This is a genomic window from Elusimicrobiota bacterium (assembly GCA_016722575.1).
GTDB lineage: Bacteria > Elusimicrobiota > Elusimicrobia > FEN-1173 > FEN-1173 > JADKIY01.
Genome location: JADKIY010000006.1, coordinates 183,974 through 204,360, shown reverse-complemented (window position 1 = coordinate 204,360; position 20,387 = coordinate 183,974). Strand labels below are relative to the sequence as shown.

At 61.4% G+C, this 20,387-nt stretch carries 19 protein-coding genes; 1 reads left to right on the top strand and 18 read right to left on the bottom strand.

Going from position 1 to position 20,387, the window contains the following annotated elements; all coding sequences use genetic code 11:
- Positions 1–10 precede the first annotated feature (10 nt).
- The 16 genes from IPP68_10795 to recG all read right to left on the bottom strand — a co-directional run bounded on the left by IPP68_10795 (position 11) and on the right by recG (position 18,201).
- Positions 11–664, bottom strand: coding sequence for a hypothetical protein (locus tag IPP68_10795; GenBank protein ID MBL0350842.1), 654 nt, complete (start codon positions 662–664; stop codon positions 11–13).
- A gap of 33 nt (positions 665–697) precedes the next feature.
- The gene (pilQ, locus tag IPP68_10790; GenBank protein ID MBL0350841.1) at positions 698–2,599 is read right to left on the bottom strand and encodes a type IV pilus secretin PilQ; all 1,902 of its coding nucleotides are present in this window, start codon (positions 2,597–2,599) and stop codon (positions 698–700) included.
- 49 nt (positions 2,600–2,648) lie between these two features.
- Complete coding sequence (locus IPP68_10785; protein ID MBL0350840.1) at positions 2,649–3,107, bottom strand: hypothetical protein; 459 nt, start codon at positions 3,105–3,107, stop codon at positions 2,649–2,651.
- Positions 3,108–3,111: 4 nt separating this feature from the next.
- Positions 3,112–3,660, bottom strand: coding sequence for a type 4a pilus biogenesis protein PilO (gene pilO / locus IPP68_10780; GenBank protein MBL0350839.1), 549 nt, complete (start codon positions 3,658–3,660; stop codon positions 3,112–3,114).
- A 1-nt stretch (position 3,661) separates the two neighbouring features.
- The gene (locus IPP68_10775) at positions 3,662–4,222 is read right to left on the bottom strand and encodes a PilN domain-containing protein (GenBank protein MBL0350838.1); all 561 of its coding nucleotides are present in this window, start codon (positions 4,220–4,222) and stop codon (positions 3,662–3,664) included.
- Between the two features lie 19 nt (positions 4,223–4,241).
- Complete coding sequence (gene pilM, locus IPP68_10770) at positions 4,242–5,372, bottom strand: type IV pilus assembly protein PilM (protein MBL0350837.1); 1,131 nt, start codon at positions 5,370–5,372, stop codon at positions 4,242–4,244.
- A 126-nt stretch (positions 5,373–5,498) separates the two neighbouring features.
- Positions 5,499–7,334, bottom strand: coding sequence for a tetratricopeptide repeat protein (locus tag IPP68_10765; GenBank protein ID MBL0350836.1), 1,836 nt, complete (start codon positions 7,332–7,334; stop codon positions 5,499–5,501).
- Complete coding sequence (locus IPP68_10760) at positions 7,283–8,089, bottom strand: prepilin peptidase (protein ID MBL0350835.1); 807 nt, start codon at positions 8,087–8,089, stop codon at positions 7,283–7,285. The genes IPP68_10765 and IPP68_10760 overlap by 52 nt, the downstream gene beginning before the upstream one ends.
- 107 nt (positions 8,090–8,196) lie before the next feature.
- Positions 8,197–8,616 (bottom strand): prepilin-type N-terminal cleavage/methylation domain-containing protein, encoded by a 420-nt coding sequence (locus tag IPP68_10755; protein MBL0350834.1) that lies wholly within the window; start codon positions 8,614–8,616, stop codon positions 8,197–8,199.
- A 155-nt stretch (positions 8,617–8,771) separates the two neighbouring features.
- Positions 8,772–9,998 carry a type II secretion system F family protein gene (locus IPP68_10750; protein ID MBL0350833.1) on the bottom strand — a complete coding sequence of 409 codons (1,227 nt, stop codon included), beginning with the start codon at positions 9,996–9,998 and terminating at the stop codon, positions 8,772–8,774.
- Between the two features lie 79 nt (positions 9,999–10,077).
- On the bottom strand, positions 10,078–11,664 hold the full coding sequence (locus IPP68_10745) for a response regulator (GenBank protein ID MBL0350832.1): 1,587 nt from the start codon (positions 11,662–11,664) through the stop codon (positions 10,078–10,080).
- 18 nt (positions 11,665–11,682) lie between these two features.
- Complete coding sequence (locus IPP68_10740) at positions 11,683–12,756, bottom strand: type IV pilus twitching motility protein PilT (protein MBL0350831.1); 1,074 nt, start codon at positions 12,754–12,756, stop codon at positions 11,683–11,685.
- 19 nt (positions 12,757–12,775) lie between these two features.
- Positions 12,776–14,437 carry a Flp pilus assembly complex ATPase component TadA gene (gene tadA / locus IPP68_10735; protein MBL0350830.1) on the bottom strand — a complete coding sequence of 554 codons (1,662 nt, stop codon included), beginning with the start codon at positions 14,435–14,437 and terminating at the stop codon, positions 12,776–12,778.
- Between the two features lie 14 nt (positions 14,438–14,451).
- On the bottom strand, positions 14,452–15,495 hold the full coding sequence (locus IPP68_10730) for a phosphotransacetylase (protein ID MBL0350829.1): 1,044 nt from the start codon (positions 15,493–15,495) through the stop codon (positions 14,452–14,454).
- 38 nt (positions 15,496–15,533) lie between these two features.
- Entirely contained in the window at positions 15,534–16,040 is a 507-nt protein-coding gene (gene coaD, locus IPP68_10725; protein ID MBL0350828.1) for a pantetheine-phosphate adenylyltransferase, read from the bottom strand.
- Positions 16,041–16,080: 40 nt separating this feature from the next.
- Positions 16,081–18,201: an ATP-dependent DNA helicase RecG gene (recG, locus tag IPP68_10720; protein MBL0350827.1), complete on the bottom strand. Its 2,121-nt coding sequence runs from the start codon at positions 18,199–18,201 to the stop codon at positions 16,081–16,083.
- Between the two features lie 85 nt (positions 18,202–18,286).
- On the opposite strand from recG, the gene IPP68_10715 reads away from it, so the two are divergent.
- On the top strand, positions 18,287–18,478 hold the full coding sequence (locus IPP68_10715; GenBank protein ID MBL0350826.1) for a 50S ribosomal protein L28: 192 nt from the start codon (positions 18,287–18,289) through the stop codon (positions 18,476–18,478).
- Positions 18,479–18,527: 49 nt separating this feature from the next.
- On the opposite strand, the gene IPP68_10710 is transcribed toward IPP68_10715, so the two are convergent.
- Both IPP68_10710 and IPP68_10705 read right to left on the bottom strand, forming a co-directional pair.
- A complete protein-coding gene (locus IPP68_10710) occupies positions 18,528–19,592 on the bottom strand; it encodes a hypothetical protein (GenBank protein MBL0350825.1) in 1,065 nt (354 codons plus the stop codon).
- Positions 19,589–20,380, bottom strand: coding sequence for a thiazole synthase (locus IPP68_10705; protein MBL0350824.1), 792 nt, complete (start codon positions 20,378–20,380; stop codon positions 19,589–19,591). The genes IPP68_10710 and IPP68_10705 overlap by 4 nt, the downstream gene beginning before the upstream one ends.
- Positions 20,381–20,387: the final 7 nt, after the last annotated feature.

Here is a 20,387-nt window from a genome sequence, read left to right as displayed (position 1 = left end):
GGAAAAACCGTTAACGCGAGGAACGCAGGCGAAGGTAGCCTTGGTAGAAGAGATAACCCAAGATGGCGAAGGCGGAAAAACGGGGCAAGGCCGATTCCATCAGTTGCATCGTCGGAGAGAGGGAAGCGCCGTTGGGGCCGGCTTTGAGACGAAGGAAGAACCAGCCCAGGAAGCAGGCCAGAGCCACCAAGGGAAGAATTCTTCCGGCCACGATGTGAAGCAACCCTTGAGGGCCGGGGGTCGTTGGCTTGCGCGGTTCGGCGCTGAAGAGAAACAGGGTTTCGATTTTCTTGAAGGTGGTTTTGTACGCCTCCACCTCCGGATGCTGGTTCATGCGGGAACGAAACTCCTCCATCACCTCATCGAGTTGCCCCGCGTTGTAGGCCGCGGCCAACAACCCGTCTACGGCTTTGACGTCCCCCGGGTTGGCGTTCACCAACCGCCAATATTCTTGAAGGGCCATGAGAAAAAAAGGGTTCAAACCCGTTTGGCGGGCCTTCCCCTCGTAGGACTGGGCGAGTCCAAGTCGCAATCGAGTTTCATCGGGGAAGGATTTCAGGGCGGCCTGATGGAGCTTCACCGCCTCGTCCCACCATTGACGTTGACGAGCGTTTTCGGCCTCTTTGAGCAGAGTCTCGAGGGAAGAGGACGATTCGGGGGACATGGGCGCTGAGCGGGAGGGCGCGCCGACGGTCGGTCAGTCGGGGACGATGCGCGCCGTAATGAAAACCAAGAGTTCTTGACGTTTTTTGGTGTCCGACAGGCTACGAAAGAAAACACCCAAAACCGGGAGGTCGCCTAACAGGGGAACTTTATTGACAGACTTGACCATGTTTTCGCTGACCAACCCTCCGATCACAATGGTGTCGCCGTCCCGCAAAATGACCTCGGTTTCGGCGGTCGTGGTATTGATGGTCGGTCCGGCGTCGGTGGTCCCTTCGACGTTGCTGGATTCGGGCTTCACTTTAAGGCGAATTCGGTTGTCTTCGTTGATCGTCGGGGTCACGTCGATGATGAAACCGACATCGGCGAACACCGTGCTTTGAGTGGCCGTGCCGCCGGGGGACACCGTCGTTTGAAGAAAGGGAACTTTTTGACCGATTTGAATTTTGGCGTTTTGATTGTTGGTCGTGATGATTTTAGGGTTTGTGAGCGTTTTCGCTTCGCTCTCGGTTTCGAGGGCGCCCAAAGTCGCCGTCAACAATTCGGAACTGTTGATGAACCCGAAGGTAATGCCCGCCTTGGTCGGCCCGGCGAGGTTGACGCCCGTGCCACGAGTGGCGGAGTCCAATGCCGTGGTGACGGAATCCGCGCCCGTGCTGTCCTTCCCCACAAAACCCACCTTGCCGGTGGGAATTTCAGTTCCGGTGGTGGTGACGCGCTGGCCAATGAGGCGGCGGTTCGCCGGGTTGCGATCGCTGAGGGGACGCGCGTTGGCGTATTCCCACTGAATGCCAAGGTCCAGGGATTTATTGAGGGACAACTGAACCAACTTGGTCTCGATCAGCACTTGGGTGGGCTTTCGGTCCAATTCCGAAATCAATCGTTCGGCCGCGGCGAGCCCCTCCGGCGTATCGGTGACGACCAGCGCGTTGTTCGGCGCGTCCACGGTGAAACGAGCCGTGGGAGAAATTTTCACCGCGGCCAAATGGGTTCCCAGATCGCTGGCTTTCGCGTAGTTTAGGAAAAAGGTCCTGTAGCTCGTGACGGATCGGGCTCGGTCGGTATTCAGGCCTTCGGGCGTGAGAATCCGGAGAATGTTGTTCCCGATTTGTTGCGACACAAGCCCCTGCATGGTCAACACGGTGGAAAACACTTCGTCGAAAGGGACTTGATCCAAATGGATGGTCACAAACCCGCGGAGGTCGGAGGCGTAGATCATGTTGATTCCGCTCATTTCCGCCAAAACACGGATAACATCCCGGATGTCGGCGTCGTCGAAATCGATGGTGATGGGGTTCTTCGGAAGACTCGACAAGATGTCCTTGGGACCCCGCTTTCCCGTTTTTCCGGACGTGCGCACCTGGGCGGCGGCGGACAGGGACTCCTCCGCCTCCCCTTGAACAGCCTCGTCATTCGCCGACGACGCGACGGTTTCCGTTGTTTCCTTTCCCGCGTTGAATCGAATCACGACGCTGTCGCCTTCGCGGGCCGTTTTAAAGGCCACCATGCGAGGCAAATCGAACACGATGCGGGCCACCATTTCGGGGGACGTTTTAAATTGAGAACTACGGATCCGCTTGAGGACATCGTCTTTGACGGAAGCTTCGTAGGGTTTGGGCCCATGAATCGTGTTCGGGAGTTCCACCACCACGCGCGGGGGCGAATTCAGGGTAAAAACCCGATAGGCGACTTCCTTGTCCAAGGTGATTCGAACCGCGTGCTGGTCGTAGGAAATGCGTTTTAAGCTGGCTTCGTTGTTCGAGGAAATCGAGGCGCCGTCGTTGGACGGCCCCACGTGACCGGATTCCAAAACGGCCATGCCGAAGGCGCCGGGTTGCGGCGCCAAGAAAGCCGCCAACGCCAGGAGGCGCACCGCCCGACCCGGCCGCACCGGCCTGCTTCCAACGATGCGACGTGTCAATTGAAAAGATTTCATAAGTTTTGGAGCCTCCTCGCTCGCCCGTGGAATCGGCGGACCGTTCGCCTCATTGTTTCTTGGCCGCCTCTTCGTCCTTCTTCGTTCGCAGTTCGAACTCTTGATTGCCCGGCGCCAAAATCACCACGGTCTTTTCCTTCACGATTCCCTGAAAACCGGAGATGAGCTTTCGCTTGGGGTCATACACCCGCCCGTTTTGAACCATGTAGGTCAATCCGTCCGTCGTCCGAATGAGGGCCCAACGGCCCGTCGGCGTTTTCAAAATGCCTTTCAATTCGGCCCCGGTGGGGTTGAAGGGGCCCAAGTCAACCTTGGCCATGGCCGATTCCATGGACACGGCGCCTTGGCCCGTCAGGGGAATGAACGGATCCCTCATGCGGTCCCCTTTGTACACGTAGGCCGGTTCGGTCGGGGCCGCCGCGGAAGACACGGCGACCTCCTCGCCTCGGGCGACGCCCAAGAACGCCGTGGCCAACAAACCGGCAAAAAAAATCAAGGCGCGTCGCATGGCATTATCCATTGTAAATAAAAGCATAGAGGGTAAACGTTCCGCTGATCGTATAACCTTTTTTCGTGTTGGGCGAATAGGAAATGTTCAAGTTCTTAGCGCTGAAAATACGCTCCTGCTGACCGATTACCGACAAAAACTTTCCGATGGAATGCATCGTGCCGGTCACGTTCAACGTGAACGGCACTTCCGTGTAGTAAGTCTGCGAAGACTCTCCGGCCGGGGAAAACGACGAGAAGCTCACCCCGTTTTTTTTGGCCAATTCGGTGACGATTCGGATGATGTCTTCCAAATTGCGGGTCCGCGGCAACCGCTTTTCCACTTTGGCGACTTGAAGATCCAATTCCTCCGTTTGCTTTCGTAATTGAGGCAACCGACTGGCCGTCATTTTGAGGCTGTCGACGCGCTGCAGAACCGATTGGAGCTGGGTCTCCGTTTCGGCGATGCTGGCGCGAGTGGGCGCCAAAAGATATTTGAAATAGACATAGCAAAAGGTGACGACGACCACGACCCCCAGCAGGATTTTTTGTTGTTGGTCCTTGTTCAATGCCATATCATCCGCTCCGCCGATAGGTGAAATTCATTTGAAAGGTAAAGACCGACCGCCCCTCGCCATCCTCGGTCACGCTGATGGCCCCAAGGCGAACATCGCTGCACAACGGCGACGATTGAAGGTTGGTCAACCAATCCGCAATGGCAAAAGTCGAAAGAGCCTGGGCACTGGTCTGAACCATCAAGCCGTAGGAAGAGTCGGTGCTCGTGCTCAGGCTGCCTATCCAAACATCCGCCGGGAGCAACGACATGAAATCCTCGAAGAATTTAGGGTAAACCAGGGTGCCCGTCACCAAACGTTGGATAACGTCGTAGCGGGTGCTCAGCTGCTGCTTTTTGACTTCCAACTGCTGAACGTCGTTCGCGATGGCTTGGTATTTGGATTCTTCGGTTTTGGCTTCGTTCATTTGCTTCGCCAGGGAAATTTCTTTTTTCTTCAAAAGACCGTAAAAGCCGAGCAACAAGGCCGCGACGAGAACCCCGATGCCGACGCCCAAAGAGGCCAATTGTCGGCGGGCCTTGTCGGCGTATATTTCACGGGGAAGAAGGTTGATCTTAATCATGGAAGGTGGCCCCGGGAATCTAGGCGATGTCTCCTTCCCGACGAAGGGCCAAGCCGACGGCGACGGCGAACAAAGGACGCATGTCGGGCGCGATGGATTGGGCGCCGTCGATGCGCGCGAAGGGATCGAACATTTCCACGGGGAGACGAAGCTCCTGCGCCAAGTAATTCACCAAATTCCCCAACCGGCTCGTTCCGCCGGACAACAAAACGCGGGTCACCTGCCGGTCCGTCCCTTGGGACAAATAAAAATCCAGGGAGCGCTGGATTTCCGCCAAGAGGTCTTTCATGACCGGCAAAATAACGGTCGACATCTGAAGAACTTCCTTGTTTTGGTCCGCCATGGCTTTCTCGCGCTCTTCCTGCGTCGCCAGGATCACGGCCTTGGTTTTCATGTCGTCGGCTTTTTTAGCGTCCACTTGAAAATTCCGCTGCAACGCTTTGGTCACCGTGTTGCCGGCGATGAACACGTCGCGAACCACCTTGGGCACACCGGCTTCGATGATGGTCATGGTCGTAACGAAGGCGCCGACATGAACCAAGAGCGCGGTTTCCTTCGCGTTCGCCCCCACGTTCAACTCGTAGGCGTTTTGAAGGGCGAAAGCATCGACATCGATCAAGGAAGGGGTCAGGCCCCCTTGTTGAATGATTTCCAAACGGCCGTTGATGATTTCTTTTTTGGCCGCGACCAAGATCGTCTCCATTTTCTTCTGGCCTTCCTCAACAACGTCTCCCAGGATGTTGAAATCAATGTTCACTTCCGGGATGGCAAAGGGAATGTAGGGTTCGGCTTCAATCACGATCATCTTGGAGAGGTCGTCCCGGGACATTTTGGGGAATTTCACAAACCGAACAATGACCGAGTTGCCGGACACCGAGAAGACGGCGTTTTTGGAGATGCTGTCTTTTTGCTTGGCGACGTATTCCTTAAGGAGGCTGATGGCCTGTACGCGCCGTTCGGGGCCGGCCACGTCGGGACCGGCGTTCGGGAGAGCCAATAGGTTGGCGCGGTGAACTTTCCAGCGCCCGCCGGCGCCTTTCAACTGGACGATCTTCAAAGCCGTCGAACCCAGGTCGACGCCGATGGCGTCTTTGGATTTGATCCGGAACTTGTCCAGTCGAATATTTTTTAATGCGTCCGCCAGAGCCATGATGTCCTTTTTTCGACCGTTTTCTCAATACAAACGCCGAGGAATTCCCCCGTCAGGGGAATCGCTCGGCGTTGGATCATTTTTGTTCAGCACCACCCTATATATATAGGTTCCCCGCCAATCTTGTCAAGGGTTTTTTAGCAACACATCGGCCGCGGCGCGAACCGGGCTTTTTTTCCGACGTAAACAGTCCTCCCGGTGGGTTCGGGCCCCTTCGTGATCGGGTTCGATTTCAAGGACCCGGTCGAACATTTTCCGCGCCGCCCCCCATTGCTCTTGCCGAAGCAAAGCCAACCCCGCGTTGTACCACGCCGCGGCCGAGCCGGGGTTGCTCTCCGCCGCTTCTCGAAACATCCGTTCGGCGTCCGCAAAACGACCCCGCTGAAAATAAGCGGCGCCGAGCGATTCCGATAAACCGGACAGGGTCGGATCGCCCCGGCGCGCCGCTTCCAGGCGCGGGACCGCGCCGGGGGCTCCGCGCAACAAATCGATGTGCCCGGCCAATTGCAGCACGACGGGATCCGCGGGATCGAACCGCAGGGCGCGCTCCACCGCCCCGCTGGCCTCCTCTAAATCCCCGGCCTCCAGCGCCAATTGGGCGACGGTCAAGGCGGCGGAGGCCGACCCGGGATTCACCGCGGCCACTTGTTTCCAGAGGGAAACAGGGTCTTTCCAATGGGCCGTTTGCCGGTGGGTCAGGAACGCGGCGGTCGCCAGGATCGCCGCGGCGGTTCCCGCGATCCAGAGGCGCGACGATCGGCGCTCCTGACCGGCCGAGGACCAACGACCGAACCCGAGAGCCGCGGGAAGACACGACAAGTAACTGTAACGGTCCGCCACGAACTGGGCCCCGCTTTGAAAAATTCCCGAGGTTGGAAGAAAGAACGCGAGATACAGCAGCCACCCCACGGCGGGCGCCGGTCGACGATAAAGAAAAAACAGGGCCGCCGCCGTCCCCGCCGCGGTTCCGGCGCAGCGAACCAAGACGGCCACGCTCGCGGGCCCCTCCGCCGGGAACGGATAGAGAGCGGCCAAGGGATGGGGCCACAGGGTTTTTTGAACGTAGAACATCCCCCCGTATCCCATTTGGGCCAATCGGTGCGCCAGGGGATAGTGGTCCAGGGTCAGCGCCGCGGCGGCGGCCACCTGGGCCCGGGCGGCGACCACGGCCGCCGCCGCCGCCAAAACCAGGTAGGGGATTTTTTCGATGAGCAACGCCCGACGTTCCGAGCGAGCCCGCCAACGATCGAGCGGAAAATGATCGAGCAACAACAACACCGCCGGGAAAACCATCCCCAGCGATTTCGCGGTCAGAGAAAGAACAAAAAACGAAAAAGCGCCGATCGCCCACCCCGGCCGGCGGGAACCGCGGTCGTCGAACCGTTTCAGGTAGCACGCGGCGGAGGCCAGGAGAAAAAAAGCGCCCAGGACATCGCGCCGCTCCGTAATCCACGCCACCGATTCGACGCGAAGAGGGTGCAGGGAAAAAAAGAGGGCGCCCGCGCCCGCCGCTGCGAGACCCCGGGACCGCGAAAACCCGGGATCGGAACGGGCGAAAATCAGGAGCGCAACGACGAACACCAGCGCGGCGTTCAAGGCGTGAAGGAGCAAATTGGTGAAATGGTAACCCCGGGGGTTTAGGCCAAATAGCAGGTAATCCGCCCCCAGGGTCATCCACGACAGGGGCGTGTAGTGGCCGCGGTGAAACGTCGTCCACATCCATTTGAGTTGGGCGGATCCCAATCCGCGGAAGGCGGGGTTTTGGAGGAAATTGCTCCGATCGTCCCAAGCGACAAAACCGTTTTGCAGAACAGGCCAAAACACCGCGGCGGTGATCAGGGCCACCGCCACCGCGGCCAGGGCGGCCGCTCTTCCCGGAGCGACCCGCACAACCGGGGCGGTACGTTGAATCAGAAGGCCCACCACCGGTCCCAGACGCCGGGAAACATCAAGTAAATCCACGCTCCGGCGGCCAGGAAGGGCCCGAAAGGCAAATACGTGCCCCACGCCATGCGGCGGAGAGCTTTCATCGCCAGAAACAAAACCGTGCCGAACAAGGACGCGGCGAAAACCGCCGCGAACACTCCCGAAGCGCCCAGAAGGCTTCCCACGCCGGCCATCAATTTGACGTCGCCCCCGCCCAGGGCTTCCTTGCCGAAGGTTTTCGTTCCGACGTAACCCAACGTCCACATCAAGGAAAACCCCGTCAACGCCCCGGCAAAACCGTGGAGAACGCGGGCCGCCAGGCCCTCCGCCAAAAGCGGGTTCAAGGGCGTCAATACCAATCCCGCCCCGAGCAATCCCAGGGAAAAAACGTCCGGAATGATTTTCAAGTGATAATCGATCCCAGAGACGATGACCAAAACAAGCGTGAAAACAGCGCCCATCCAAAAAACAAAGGAGGTCCCCGACCAGCGTCCGGCCAAGAGGGCGAACAATAAGCCGGTCAACGCCTCCACCAGGGGGTATTGGCACGAAATGGGGCGCCGGCACCCGGCGCATCGGCCCCGCAAGAGCAGGAAACTCAAAAGCGGAATGTTCCGATACCAGGGAATCGGCGCCCGGCAGCCGGGGCAATGGGAACCGGGGAAAACAACGGATTCCCCCCGGGGAACGCGACAAATGCACACGTTGGCGAAACTGCCCAACGCCGCGCCGGCCATCCCGGACAACAACATCTTAACGAGGGGCGTTAACGGCCCCGTGTTCATTTCCACAAACGACTTCCCTCCCTTCCCCCGGGGCCCCGCGCCTCACCGGAAAAACAAGCGGGAGAGGGGTCCGAAGACCCCTCTCCCACTTTTGAAACGTTGGACGCTCGGACTTACCAGCTGCTCCAGGTCGAGCTCTTGGTGTCGGTGTGCGTGCAGTTGACCACCACTTGACCGGATCCCGGGGCATACAACCAGTTCCCAGCGTCGGGTCCGTTCACGGTCTCGGTGTTCACGCGGCCGTGTCCGTACGCGGTCTGCGGGATCTGCACGTAAGGCATGTCCTGCAGGTAACGCGAGCCCGACGTTAACGATACCGCCAAGGAACCCGAGGCGGGATACACGCCTTCCTGGTCGGAGTAGTAAATACTCACGGCGCTGCGGATGGTTCCCAAGCTGCCCTTGATGCTGGCTTCTTTCGACTTCGTCACGAGGTCGGCGAATTTAGGGATGGCGATAGCCGCCAAGATACCAATGATTGCCACCACGATCATCAATTCGATCAGGGTGAACCCTTTCGCGACCTTTTTCATAAGTTGACTCATGTTGCTCACCTCCTTCTCGGCGATCATTTCCGCCGAGAAATCCGAAAGTTTCGCTGAACATATCATTCGCCCTTAACGCTGTCAAGCGACGATCGTTCCCTTAAGCCTATCCCCCCGATCGGATATTTTCAAGTCCTTTACGATCACCCCTGCTTGCCCGCCAGCTGACCCAATTCAAACATGGGGATGAACATCGCGATGACGATGCCGCCGATCACGATGCCCATCAAAACGATCACGATGGGTTCGATCATGGACGTCAACCCCTTGACGGCCACGTCCACTTCCTGGTCGTAGAAATCGGCGATCTTGTTCAGCATGATGTCCATGTTCCCGGTCTCTTCACCGACGGCGATCATCTGAACCACCATGGGCGGGAACACCCCGGATTTTTTCAGCGGTTCCGCGATGCGCTCGCCTTCCCGGATCGACTCCCGGGCGCTCATGACCGCTTTTTCAATGACTTTGTTGCCCGCCGTTTGAGCCACGGTTTCCATGGCCTGTAAAATCGGGACGCCGGACTTGACCAACGTTCCCAACGTCCGGGTGAATTTGGCCACGGCCACTTTTCGCAACATGGGACCAAAGAGGGGGAATTTAAGAACCTGGGTATCGAAGATTTCCGCCCCCTTTTCGGTTTTCACCCAGCGCTTGAAAAGGAAGAATCCCCCCACGGGAACGCCCACAAAAACATACCACTGTTGCTGGAGCGCTTCCGAAATCCCGATGACGATTCGGGTCGGCAGCGGCAATTCGGCGCCGAAGCTGGAAAAAATCTCCTTGAACGTGGGGATAACGCCGACCAGCAGAAACACGGTCACCGCGGCGGCGATGGTGCTGACCACCGCGGGATACATCATGGCGCCTTTGACTTTTCCGCGCAGCTGCTCCGCGGCTTCCAAGTAGTTGGACAAACGTTCCAAGATGACGTCCAAAATACCGCCCACTTCGCCGGCCTTGATCATGGCCACGTACAAATCCGTGAAGGCGTCCGGGTGCTTTTTCAGCGCGTCGGCGATGGGGAGGCCGGATTCGATGTCTTCTTTGACTTTCAGGACGATGTCGCGAAAGGTTTTGTTGATGATTTGTTCCTGAAGGATGTTCAACCCCGAGACCAGGGCGACGCCCGCCGACACCAAGGTTGAGAGCTGGCGCGAAAAGAGCACGATGTCTTTTTGCGCGACTTTGGGCTTGAACAGGGCCGACTTTTTGATCGCGTCGATTAACCCGGGCGTGCTTTCGTTGATTTCAAGAACGATGAGCCGCTGGCCGCGCAATTGATCAATGGCGGCGCGTTGACCGCTGGCTTCCATCGTTCCGGAGAGAACGCTTCCGGAGACGGCGCGGGCTTTGTAGGCGAATTGGGGCATGTTTATTTCCTATTCATCAATGTATCCGACTTTGGGCGTCCTGTCCAGAGGCAAACCGGCGCGCGACGAAAAAGGCCCTTCATTTCTTGGCGGGGACCGACGGCGCGTCTCCGCGCAGGACCGCGACAATGCCCGCGGCCACCCGCGCGGCGGCGTCCGACGGCAACGAGGGCAACCCGGCCCCCCCGAACGCCAACCGCACCGCGCCGCCCGGCGTGGAGGGCAAGGCGCTGGACGACCACAGAAGCAAGCGGACGCCCTCCGACTGGCTGAACGCCTGGGCTTTTTTCACCAGGGTGTCCAACGAAGGCGCCGGGGCTTCCCCAATTAACGCCGCGGCCCGAAGGCCGAGCACGCTCACCAACCGGCTCTGGGCCAGCGGCCCCCGAGCCAACCCATACCACGCGGCCAACTTCCTGAGGCCTCGGCCCGAGGGCAAATCGGCCGATCGGGGCTCGATGATCCAGGCGATAATCTGGGGGCGAAACTGGAAGGCCTCTTTTTCCACGTACGCCCACTGATCGGCCGGGGAAAAGGCCCAGTGGGTCGCGTTGATCACTTGAAGGGTTTGCCCCGGCCGCACCCCCGACGATCGCAGGGCGTTTTCCAATTGCCGGGCCAGGGTGTCGTTGTCGGCGGTGCGCGATCCGAAAGCCGCCGTCCCTCCCAGGAGCAGGACGCGCAGGGTGTCGGGGGGCGCCACCAGAGGGAAATCCCGATCGCGCAGGCCCCAGGAATTCACGCGATAGACAAGACCGTCGGAGGCCCATTGGGCGTTGGGTTCAAACTGGTACGGAAGTTCTTTGTGACGAGCGGACCGTAAAGGCGGTAGGAACACCGGTTCGCCAATGGCCCCTTCCGTCCAACGACAAAGGACCTCGCCGAAAACCCCAAGCCCCAGGCCCAAGAGGGTCAGCCGCCAGGCGGCGCCCCAAAGGGCTTTGGCCCCCCTTCGAACGACGGAAGGGCGATCCCCAATGGGCTCGTCATCGGAAGCCAATCCGCGAAAAGCGGGAGGCGCCCCGGATCGGCCGCCGGCGGTAAAAACCGCGTTCGGTACCGCGGACCCCCCGGGGGACATCCGAGATTCCGAGCGGTCCTCCACCCGAGCGGCCAACCGCGTTTCGTAGCTGTGGGGCGACGGCACCGCGCCGACCGCCGAGCGCGGCGGAAAGTCCGGCGCGGTGGCCGGGGCCTTGATCACCAGGGAGGGCGTTTCGGCCTCCCCGCCCGACGACGTGGCCTGAAAGGTGCGTTGACCGGCCATGACCGACTGAATCATTTTGATCAACTCGCTCGGCTTAAAGGGCTTGTTGATAAACCCCAAGACGTTGGGTTCGGCCTTGATCATCCGGACGGTCGAATCGTCGTAATTTTTGGCCGTCATGACGATCATGGGAACGCCTTGGGTGGTGGGGTTGGCTTGGAGGGCGCGCGCCACCTCGTAGCCGCCCATGTCCGGCATGACAATGTCGCACAGGATGACGTCGGGCCGTTGCCAAATCGCCTTCTGAATGGCCGCTTTGCCGTTCAAGGCCACGGTGACTTCATAGGCGTCGGAAAGCCAATCCTCGATAAGGGTGGCGATGTCTTGTTCATCGTCGGCCACGATAATTCGGGGGCGCGGTTTGACGTCCAGTTCGATGAGTTTTCCGGGATCCGTCATGACCGAGGGACGGCGGGGTTAGAACCCCGACGACGCTTCCTTCGGAAGCGATTTGCGCAATTCATCCACGTCGTTGGAGTATTCCAACGCCGTCGCGTGGGTGATTTGGCCGCGGTGAACCAACCCGAGCAGGCACTGGTTCATGGTCAGCATTCCGGTTTTACTGCCCGTCTGCATGGCCAAATAAATTTGCTCGACTTTCTGTTCGCGCACCAGATTGCGAACCGCGGGAGTGACCAGGAGCAGTTCGGCCGCGAGCACGCGCCCCGAACCCGACGCGTGCATCATCAAGCATTGGCTCAAAATGGCCTGCAGGGTAAAAGACAACTGGCTGCGGGCTTGCTCCTGACGTTCCGGCGGGAAAGAATCCAGGATCCGGTTAACCGTGCCGGCGGCGTCGTTGGTGTGGAGGGTTGAAAACACCAGGTGGCCCGTTTCCGCGATGGTCATGGCCGCGGCGATCGTTTCGGCGTCCCGCATTTCGCCGACCAGGATCACGTCCGGGTCCTGCCGGAGGACGTATTTGAGGGCCGAGGCAAAACTTTGGGTGTCGGTGCCCAGCTCGCGCTGATTGACCAGCGACTGTTTGTGGAAGTGAATGTATTCGATGGGGTCTTCGATGGTCACGATGTGGCATTGGCGGTTCTCGTTGATGTAGTCGATGAGGCTGGCCAAGGTCGTGGATTTCCCCGACCCCGTCGGTCCGGTCACCAAAACCAACCCCCGCGGCAGGTTCACGATGTCGTTGATCACCGGCGGCAAACCCAATTCCTCAAAACTCATGAACCGGGACGGCACCGAACGGAGCGCCGCGCCCACGCTGCCGCGCTGGCGAAACACGTTCATCCGAACCCGCCCCAACCCCTTGATTCCAAAGGAGATGTCCAGCTCGTTGTCCGACTCGAAGCGCTGCTTTTGCACGTCCGACAACAGGGAATAAATGAGCCGCTGGCACACATCGGGCGTCATTTTATCCAGGTTGGTTTGAACCAAGACCCCGTCCACCCGCAGGGCCGGCGGAGCGCCCACGGTCAAATGCAGATCGGACGCCTTTTTCTGCACCATCAAAATCAACAAATCGTTCATGCTGATCATGGAAGATCCCCCGTGTTCAACTTTGGTCGCCGACCCGCAACGCTTCGTCGATCGTCGTGAGACCCGCCAGGGCTTTGTTCACCGCCGCCTCGCGGAGCGTCACCCGTTCCGAGGTTTCCCGCGCCAAGGCGGCGCGTCCCGCTTTTTCCCACATCAACCGACGGACCGCGTCCGTCGCCGGCAACAACTCAAAGACCGCCGCCGCGCCCAAAAAACCGGTCCCCAGGCATTGGCCGCACCCCCGGCCCCGGTACAGGGTAAAGGAATCCGCCCGCTTCGCGGCCCGCATTTCTTGGCTCCCGACTCCCTGGGCCATCAGTTGTCGAAGAGAAAACGTGTGGGGCTCCCGGCAATGGGGGCAAACGGTCCGAACCAACCGTTGACCGAGAACGCCGACGAGCGCCTGGGCCAGCTGGGCCGCCGACACGCCCAACTCCCACATTCGCTCGATGCCGGCCAAGGCGGAGGAAGCGGTCAAGGCGGCCAGCACCAGACACTCGGAGGACGCTTGAAGGGCGGCTTCGGCCGTCGGCAAATCCCGCAAATCGGAAACGTAAAGGACGTCGGGCCCCAACCGACGGAGGATATGAACCCCGGAGGCCAGCGTCAACCGCGCGTCGGGCCGGGCCTGCAGTTGGGAGACCCCGTCCAAATACCGTTCGACGGGATCCTCGACGGAGACCAGGTGGCGCGACGGGTCGCTCAACCGGGCCAGGGCCGCGTGAAGGGTGCTGCTTTTGCCCGACCCCGTGGGTCCCACCGCGAGGACGAGGCCCTTCTTCGCCTCGAGCATTTTTTCAAAATGGGCCCGGGACTCCCCCTCCAACCCGAGTTTTTCCAGATCCAGCGGCATGGCCCGTTCCGCGTCGACCAATTTGAAAACGACTTTTTCCCCCAAGGACGTGGGGAGCGTCGTCACGGTCAGGTCCATGGAACGGCCCGACGCGGTCCACCGAAGGCGGCCCACTTGAGGCACCCAACATTCGCCGACGTTCAACCGGGCCAAGGTTTTTAGGCGCGCCACGAGGGAGGCCTGGTGGGCCAAAGGAACGTCGGGGCGGGTTTGAAGTCCGGACTTGCTCCGGTAGCGCACGTGCAGCGCCCGGGCGCCGGGCTCCAGAAAAATGTGATCGGCGCCGGCCTTGGCCGCGTTTTCCACCAAGGCGCCGATGACCGTGTCCATGGCCTCCGAGGCGGGCCCGGCCTCGGTCACGGCCACGACGTCTTTTTTGTCGGGGTAATAGCGGGCCACGGCTTTTTGAATTTCCGATTCCGAGGCGAGAACGAGCTTGATGTCGCACCCGGTTTGTATTTTCAACTCGCCGATGGAATCAAACTCCGCAAAGGGGTCCGCCACGGCCACGGATAGGACGTTGCCTTCCTTGGCCACGGGGACCAAATTTTTCGACCAGGCCAAAGCGGCCGGGATGTGGGCCAGAACCGCGGGCGGCACCGCGGAGCGGGTGGAGAGGGCCGTGAGGTAACCGTATCCCGACCGTTTGGACAAGACGGACAACACGTCCTCTTCCGTGCAGAACCCCAGCCCGATCAGCAGATCGCCCAGTTTTCCGCCTTTGGTGCGTTGGGCTTCCACCGCCCGCTCCAACTGAATGGCGGTGATGAGGCCTTCTTGAATCAAAATGTCCCCGAGCCGTTTTTTGGGACCGTTTTTCGACATGAGCCCTCTTTTCGTCAGTCCAAAAGCGACGTCAACGCGACCGTGTCCACGATGTCTTCGTCCGTGCACCCGCGGGACAAATCGGCCATGGGTTTGGCGAGGCCCACCAGAAAGGGGCCCACCGCCCGGGCGCCGCCCAAATGCTGCACCAGCTTGTAGCCGATGTTTCCCGCGTTCAAATCCGGAAAGATCAAGACGTTCGCCGATCCCGCCGCGGGGCCGTCGGGCACGCCTTTTTGCCGGGCGATGTGGTCCACGAGCGCCGCGTCCGCCTGCCATTCGCCGTCCACCGACAACGCCGGCGCTTTTTTCTTCGCGTGGGCCGCCGCCTGCCGAACCGCCGTCACGGAATCGTCTTCCGCGCTTCCCAAGGTGGAAAAACTCAAATAGGCAACCCGGGGCGTTTCGCCCGTGTGACGTTTGAAAAATTCCGCCGCCGCCACGCCCACGGCGCCCAGGGCCCGGGGGGACGGATGGGGCGACACCGCCGCGTCCGCCAACAACAACCGCCGCGGACCGCCCGCCGCGTGGGGGCACTCCATGAAAAAGGCCCCGAAAACAATGTCGGCCCCGGGAGCGAGGCCCAACCCGGCGAACCCCGCGCGCACGGTGTCCGCCGTGGTGCGCACGGCGCCCCCCACGACCCCGTCGGCCCGTCCGGCCGCCAGGGCCATCGCGGACCAGTATAAAGGATCCTCCACCAAACGCGCCGCTTCCTCGGGCGTCGTTCCTTTGGCTTTTCGCCGTTCAAAGAGCGCTTGGGCGAAGGCGGCCCGCGGGGCCGCTTCCGTGGAATCCAAAATCTCAATGCCGTCCAGGGGGTGGCCCCCGCCGGCGGCCGCGACGCGGACGGCCGCGGGATCGCCCACCAATACCGGCCGCGCCAGGCCTTCGCGCTTTAAAAAAACAGCCGCCGACAACACCCGCGGGTCCGTGGCTTCCGGCAGAAGAATCCGGCGACCGCGCGCGGCCGAGCGTCGACGAAATTCTTCCCAAAACGGGGAGGTTCCGGGCGATTTCTCGCCGCGTTTCCCAAGAATAACGCGGGGATGGGACACTGTCAAGGGAAGTCCCCGGGCGCCGCCCGCGGGCCCCCCTATCCCCGCCCCGCCAATTTTTGGCGGATTTTGGGCACCAGCGCGGCGGGCACAAACCGGCCCACGTCGCCGCCCAAACGAACGATCTCCTTTAAAAGGGTGGAGGAAAGGTAGGTGTATTTCTCGTCGGGCATGAGAAACACCGTTTCCAGTTTCGGGGCCAGGTGCCGATTCATGAGGGCCATTTGAAATTCGTATTCAAAATCCGAAAGAGCCCGAAGCCCCCGGGCCACGGCCACCGCCTTTCGCCGCCGACAGTAGTCCACGAGAAGCCCCGAGAAAGTGTCCACCGTCACGGCGTTGGATCGGATTTCTTTTTTCAGGGCGGCGGTCAACAGGTCCACCCGTTCCTGGACCGTGAAAAGGGAATTTTTGGAGCTGTTTTGGGTGACGGCGACGATGACGTGGTCGAAAATATGGCGGGCCCGATGGATGATGTCCAAATGACCGTTGGTGACGGGATCGAAGCTGCCCGGATAGACAACGATGCGGCCCTGGTTGCTCACCCTTGAATTCTAAACCCAGAATCGCGGTGTGTCAACGACATTACGCGGTCCGGCCGAAATTCATTTTTTGCCCGAATCGCGCGCGCAGGGCGGCGGCCAGGCCCCGGTGCTCCGTACGGCGAAGATCCGGGTCTTCTTCGACGGTTTGAAAAGCGGCTTGGCGCGCGGCTTCGATGATTTCACCGTCGATGACCAGATTCCCCGCCCGAAACACGGGCGCCCCGTGCTGGGCCTCGCCCAGGAATTCCCCGGGACCCCGGAGGCGGAGGTCCTCTTCCGCCAGCCGAAACCCGCTGGACTCCCGGCAAAGGAGACGGAGCCGAACCGCGGCCTCCGTGTCTTTTAAATGGGACACCAGGTGGCATTCGGAGGCGTGGCGCCCCCGGCCGACCCGGCCCCGCAGTTGGTGAAGTTGGGCCAAACCGAAACGCTCGGCGTTCAAAATCACCATCACCGTGGCGTTGGGCACATCGACCCCCACCTCGATCACCGGGGTGGCGCAGAGGATTTGAGTTTCCCCCCGGGCGAAGGCGTTCATGGCGGCTTCCTTGTCCCTGCTTTTGAGGCGTCCGTGCAGAAGACCGACGGACAATCCCCCGAACACCTCGTCTTTGAGCCGCTTCCACCCGTCCAGAACGGCGCGGAGATCCAGGCGCTCGGACATTTCCACGAGAGGAAAAACAACGTAGGCCTGACGCCCCTGGGCCACGGCGCGCCGCACCGCGCCCCAGGCGGTGGGTTCCGGCGACCATTGAGTAACGATCCCGGGCCGTCCCGGGGGCGACTGATCGAGAACCGACACCGCCAAATCCCCGTAAAGCGTGAGGGCCAGGGTCCGGGGAATGGGGGTCGCGGTGGTGAGAAGGGCGTGGGGCGCGGGGCCCTTGGCGGACAGGGCGGCCCGTTGGGCCACGCCGAAGCGGTGTTGTTCGTCGATGACGACGGCCCCCAGGCGGCGGAAGGACACCCCTTCCTCCAGAAGCGCGTGGGTGCCGATGGCCAAGTCGATGTCCCCCCGTTCCAGGGCCTCCCGGTCCCGTTTTTTTTGGGCGGCCGTGCGCCCGCCGGTCAAAAGCGCCCACCGGAGCGGGAGCCCCTCGAGCAGGCGGGCGGCCCCGTGGGCGTGTTGTTCGGCCAGGATTTCCGTCGGCGCCATCAGGGCGGCCTGGCCGCCGTTTTCAATGGCCAGCAGCAGGGCCGAAAACGCCACCGCCGTTTTTCCGGAGCCCACGTCCCCCATGAGCAAACGGCTCATGGGCCGGGCTTCCGCCATATCGGCGAAAATTTCGTTGATGACGTGTTTCTGGGCCGCCGTGAATTCAAATCCGAGGCGTTCCCGAAAGGGCGTCAATAGGCGCCGGGTGGGCGCGCAGGGAACGGCCGGGGGGCCGTCGTGCCGGCGCCGGCGGACCTTGGCCATGGCCAGTTCCATCAGGAAAAATTCGTCGAAGGCCAGGCGCCGCCGGGCCCGATCCCGGGCGGCCTCGTCCGAGGGGAAGTGAAATTCCCGGAGACTCCGCGCGAGGGGGTCCAAATCCTGGGAGCGGCGAAGGGCGTCGGGCAGGGGGTCGGGAACGCGGTCCGCCCATCGTTGGAGGGCCGCCGCCGCCACGCCCCGAAGCCATCGGCCGTTCACTTTCTCCGTCAATTCGTAAACGGGCGTCCAACGGCCGACGTGAAGGAGGGCGCCCCCGTCGGCGGGCGGAAGCTCGAAATCCTCCACCCGCACCGACCAGCCCCGGGGCCCCCGCTCCAAAGGGCCGAAAACGGCCAAGCGGACGCCGGGGATTAATTGCTGCGTCAGGTTTTGGAAAACATCGTAGCGGTAGGAACGGCGGCGGAACCACACCGCCTCAAAGGGACCGGCGGCCCCCCGACACACCGCCCGGCCGAGACTCAAGTCTTTTCCGGCGGAGGAGACCTCGAAGGTTTGGACGACGCCGGCGAGGGCCGCTTTGGCTCCCGGAGGGACCCGGCCCGGGTCGTCGACGATTCGTCGATCTTCGTGGGCGCGGGGGAGGTAAAAGAGGAGGTCCTGGACCGTTTCGAGGCCCAATTGGCGCAGCGCCTTCGATCGTTCCGGGCCGACGCCCTTCAAAAACCGAAGGGGCGTCGCGTCGGGCGCGGCGTCGGGGGAGGAAAGGACCGTGGGAGGCGTCATTTGAATTCCACCGGGAAAATTGGTAACATTCTTCGTCTTAAGTAGACGGAACCGCCCCCCCGCGGGGCTTCCCAAGGAGATGTCAATGGCTTACCGTTGCAGCGTGTGCGACAAGGGCGTTTCGACCGGCAAATCCGTCAGCCACTCGCACCGCAAAACCAATCGCCGCTTTCTGCCCAACCTTCAGCGGGTGAAAGTCGCCACCGACGGCGGTCCCCGCCGCAAGTACGTTTGCACCCGCTGCCTGCGGTCGGGCCGCGTTCACAAAGCCGCCTAACGCCGCGGATTGTTTTTCAAAAAAACCCGGGACTTCGGTTCCGGGTTTTTTATTTCCGGGGCGATCCCCCGGACGATTTGGAAGAGGCCCGGGGATCCTCTTCCTGGGGCAAGGGGAAGTTCAGCGACAAACCATACCGGTAAACGCGCTGGTCTTGAAGGTGTTCGGTCCGCAGGGCCAAATCCAACGTGTGCTTCTGGGGGGTGGCCAGGCTCAAGCCGTAGCTGTAGACGGTCTTGTTTCGGTCGTTGAAATCCGAGCTCAGGGCCCCGCCCCGGAGGGCCAGCCAGGGCAGCGGCGCGATTTCCAATCCGAAGTGCCAGAAATGGGGTTTGGGCGCGCCGCTCTTAAACCGTTTTTCGTAGTCGCTGTAGAAAACGACTCCGGGCACCGGTTGAAACCCCAATCCGGCCCGTCCCACCACCGGCAGTTGATCCGCTTTGTAACGATCCCAATAAATAATGCCCGGGAAATTCAAAATCGACAGGCCGTAAAGCACGGGACCCTGCTGGTCCCGAAATCCCCAATCCAAAGCGAACCCGTTGCCGTCGGCGATTTCGAGAACGGGCGGCTGGCCGGAGGCGGCTTGGGCGAACCCCCGGCGGCCGGTGAGGTAGGAGAGGCCCAACCCCACGCTGTAGCCCTTTTCGGTCTTTTGCGAGGCGCTGATCCCGAATTGGGAGACCTGCAGGGAGCTTTGAATAAAATTATTCGCCGGGTCTGTGGCCACCGTGACCGTGGTTTCGTCAAAGTCGGCCAGGGGCCGATAGAACACCGCCTTGGTCGGGGCGGCGAACCCCACGTAGGTGAGCTTCCGTCCCCGAAGGGAGGAGGCCCGGAGAATGGCGTCTTTGGGAAGGGCGCTCTGATTGGCGATGTCAAAATCCAACCCCAGCTGGGTCGCCGAGAGGGTGTCCAGGGCGGCGGGATTGTACATGGGGGCCTGGGGCGTCCCGGGCAAAGCCGCGCCGGATTCTCCCAGCCCCAGAAAACGGGCGCCCGAGGGTTTTCCGAGAAAAACCGAACCGTCCAAACCCGACCGGGGCTTGGCACCGGCGGGCGCGGCCGCCAGGAGTGACCCCAGAGCCAGGCCGACCAAAAAGAGGCGCTTCATTTCGGCCCCGCGGCCGACACCGTGCCGGCCAACGGCGACGAGGCCTGGGCGTATTCGCGCCGCGGCATCCGCCCGGCGAGGAAGGCGGCGCGGCCCGCTTCCACCCCGAGCCGCATGGCCTCCGCCATGCGCACCGGGTCCTGGGCTTCGGCGATGGCCGTGTTCATCAACACGCCGTCAACGCCCAATTCCATCGCCACGGCGGCGTCCGAGGCGGTGCCGACGCCGGCGTCCACGATCACGGGCACCGTGGTCACGGCTTCCCGAATGAATTGAATGTGAATGGGGTTTTGAATGCCCCGGCCGGAACCGATGGGAGCGGCCAGGGGCATCACGGCCGCGACCCCCATGTCCTCCAACCGCTTCGCCAAAATGGGATCGTCGTTGGTGTAGGCCAGGACCTGGAACCCGTCGGCCACCAGAATTTTGGTGGCTTCCACCAGGCCGGCCGCGTCGGGCAAAAGCGTTTTGGGGTCGCCCAGGACCTCGAGCTTGATCAGCGGGGTGTCCAAGGCCTCCCGGGCCAGTCGAGAGACGCGCACGGCGTCGGCCGCGTTGTAGCAGCCGGCGGTGTTGGGAAGAATCACCATGTTTTTGGGCAAGTGCCGCCAAAATTCGTCGGCCGTCCGGTCGTTCAAATTGACCCGGCGAATGGCCACGGTCACCATGTCGGCGCCGGAGGCGCGCAGGGCCGCTTCCATGAGATCCATGGTTTTGTATTTGCCGGTCCCGACAATGAGGCGGGAAGCGTGGGTTCGTCCGGCGATGATCAGGGGTCGGTCGTTCATGAAATTC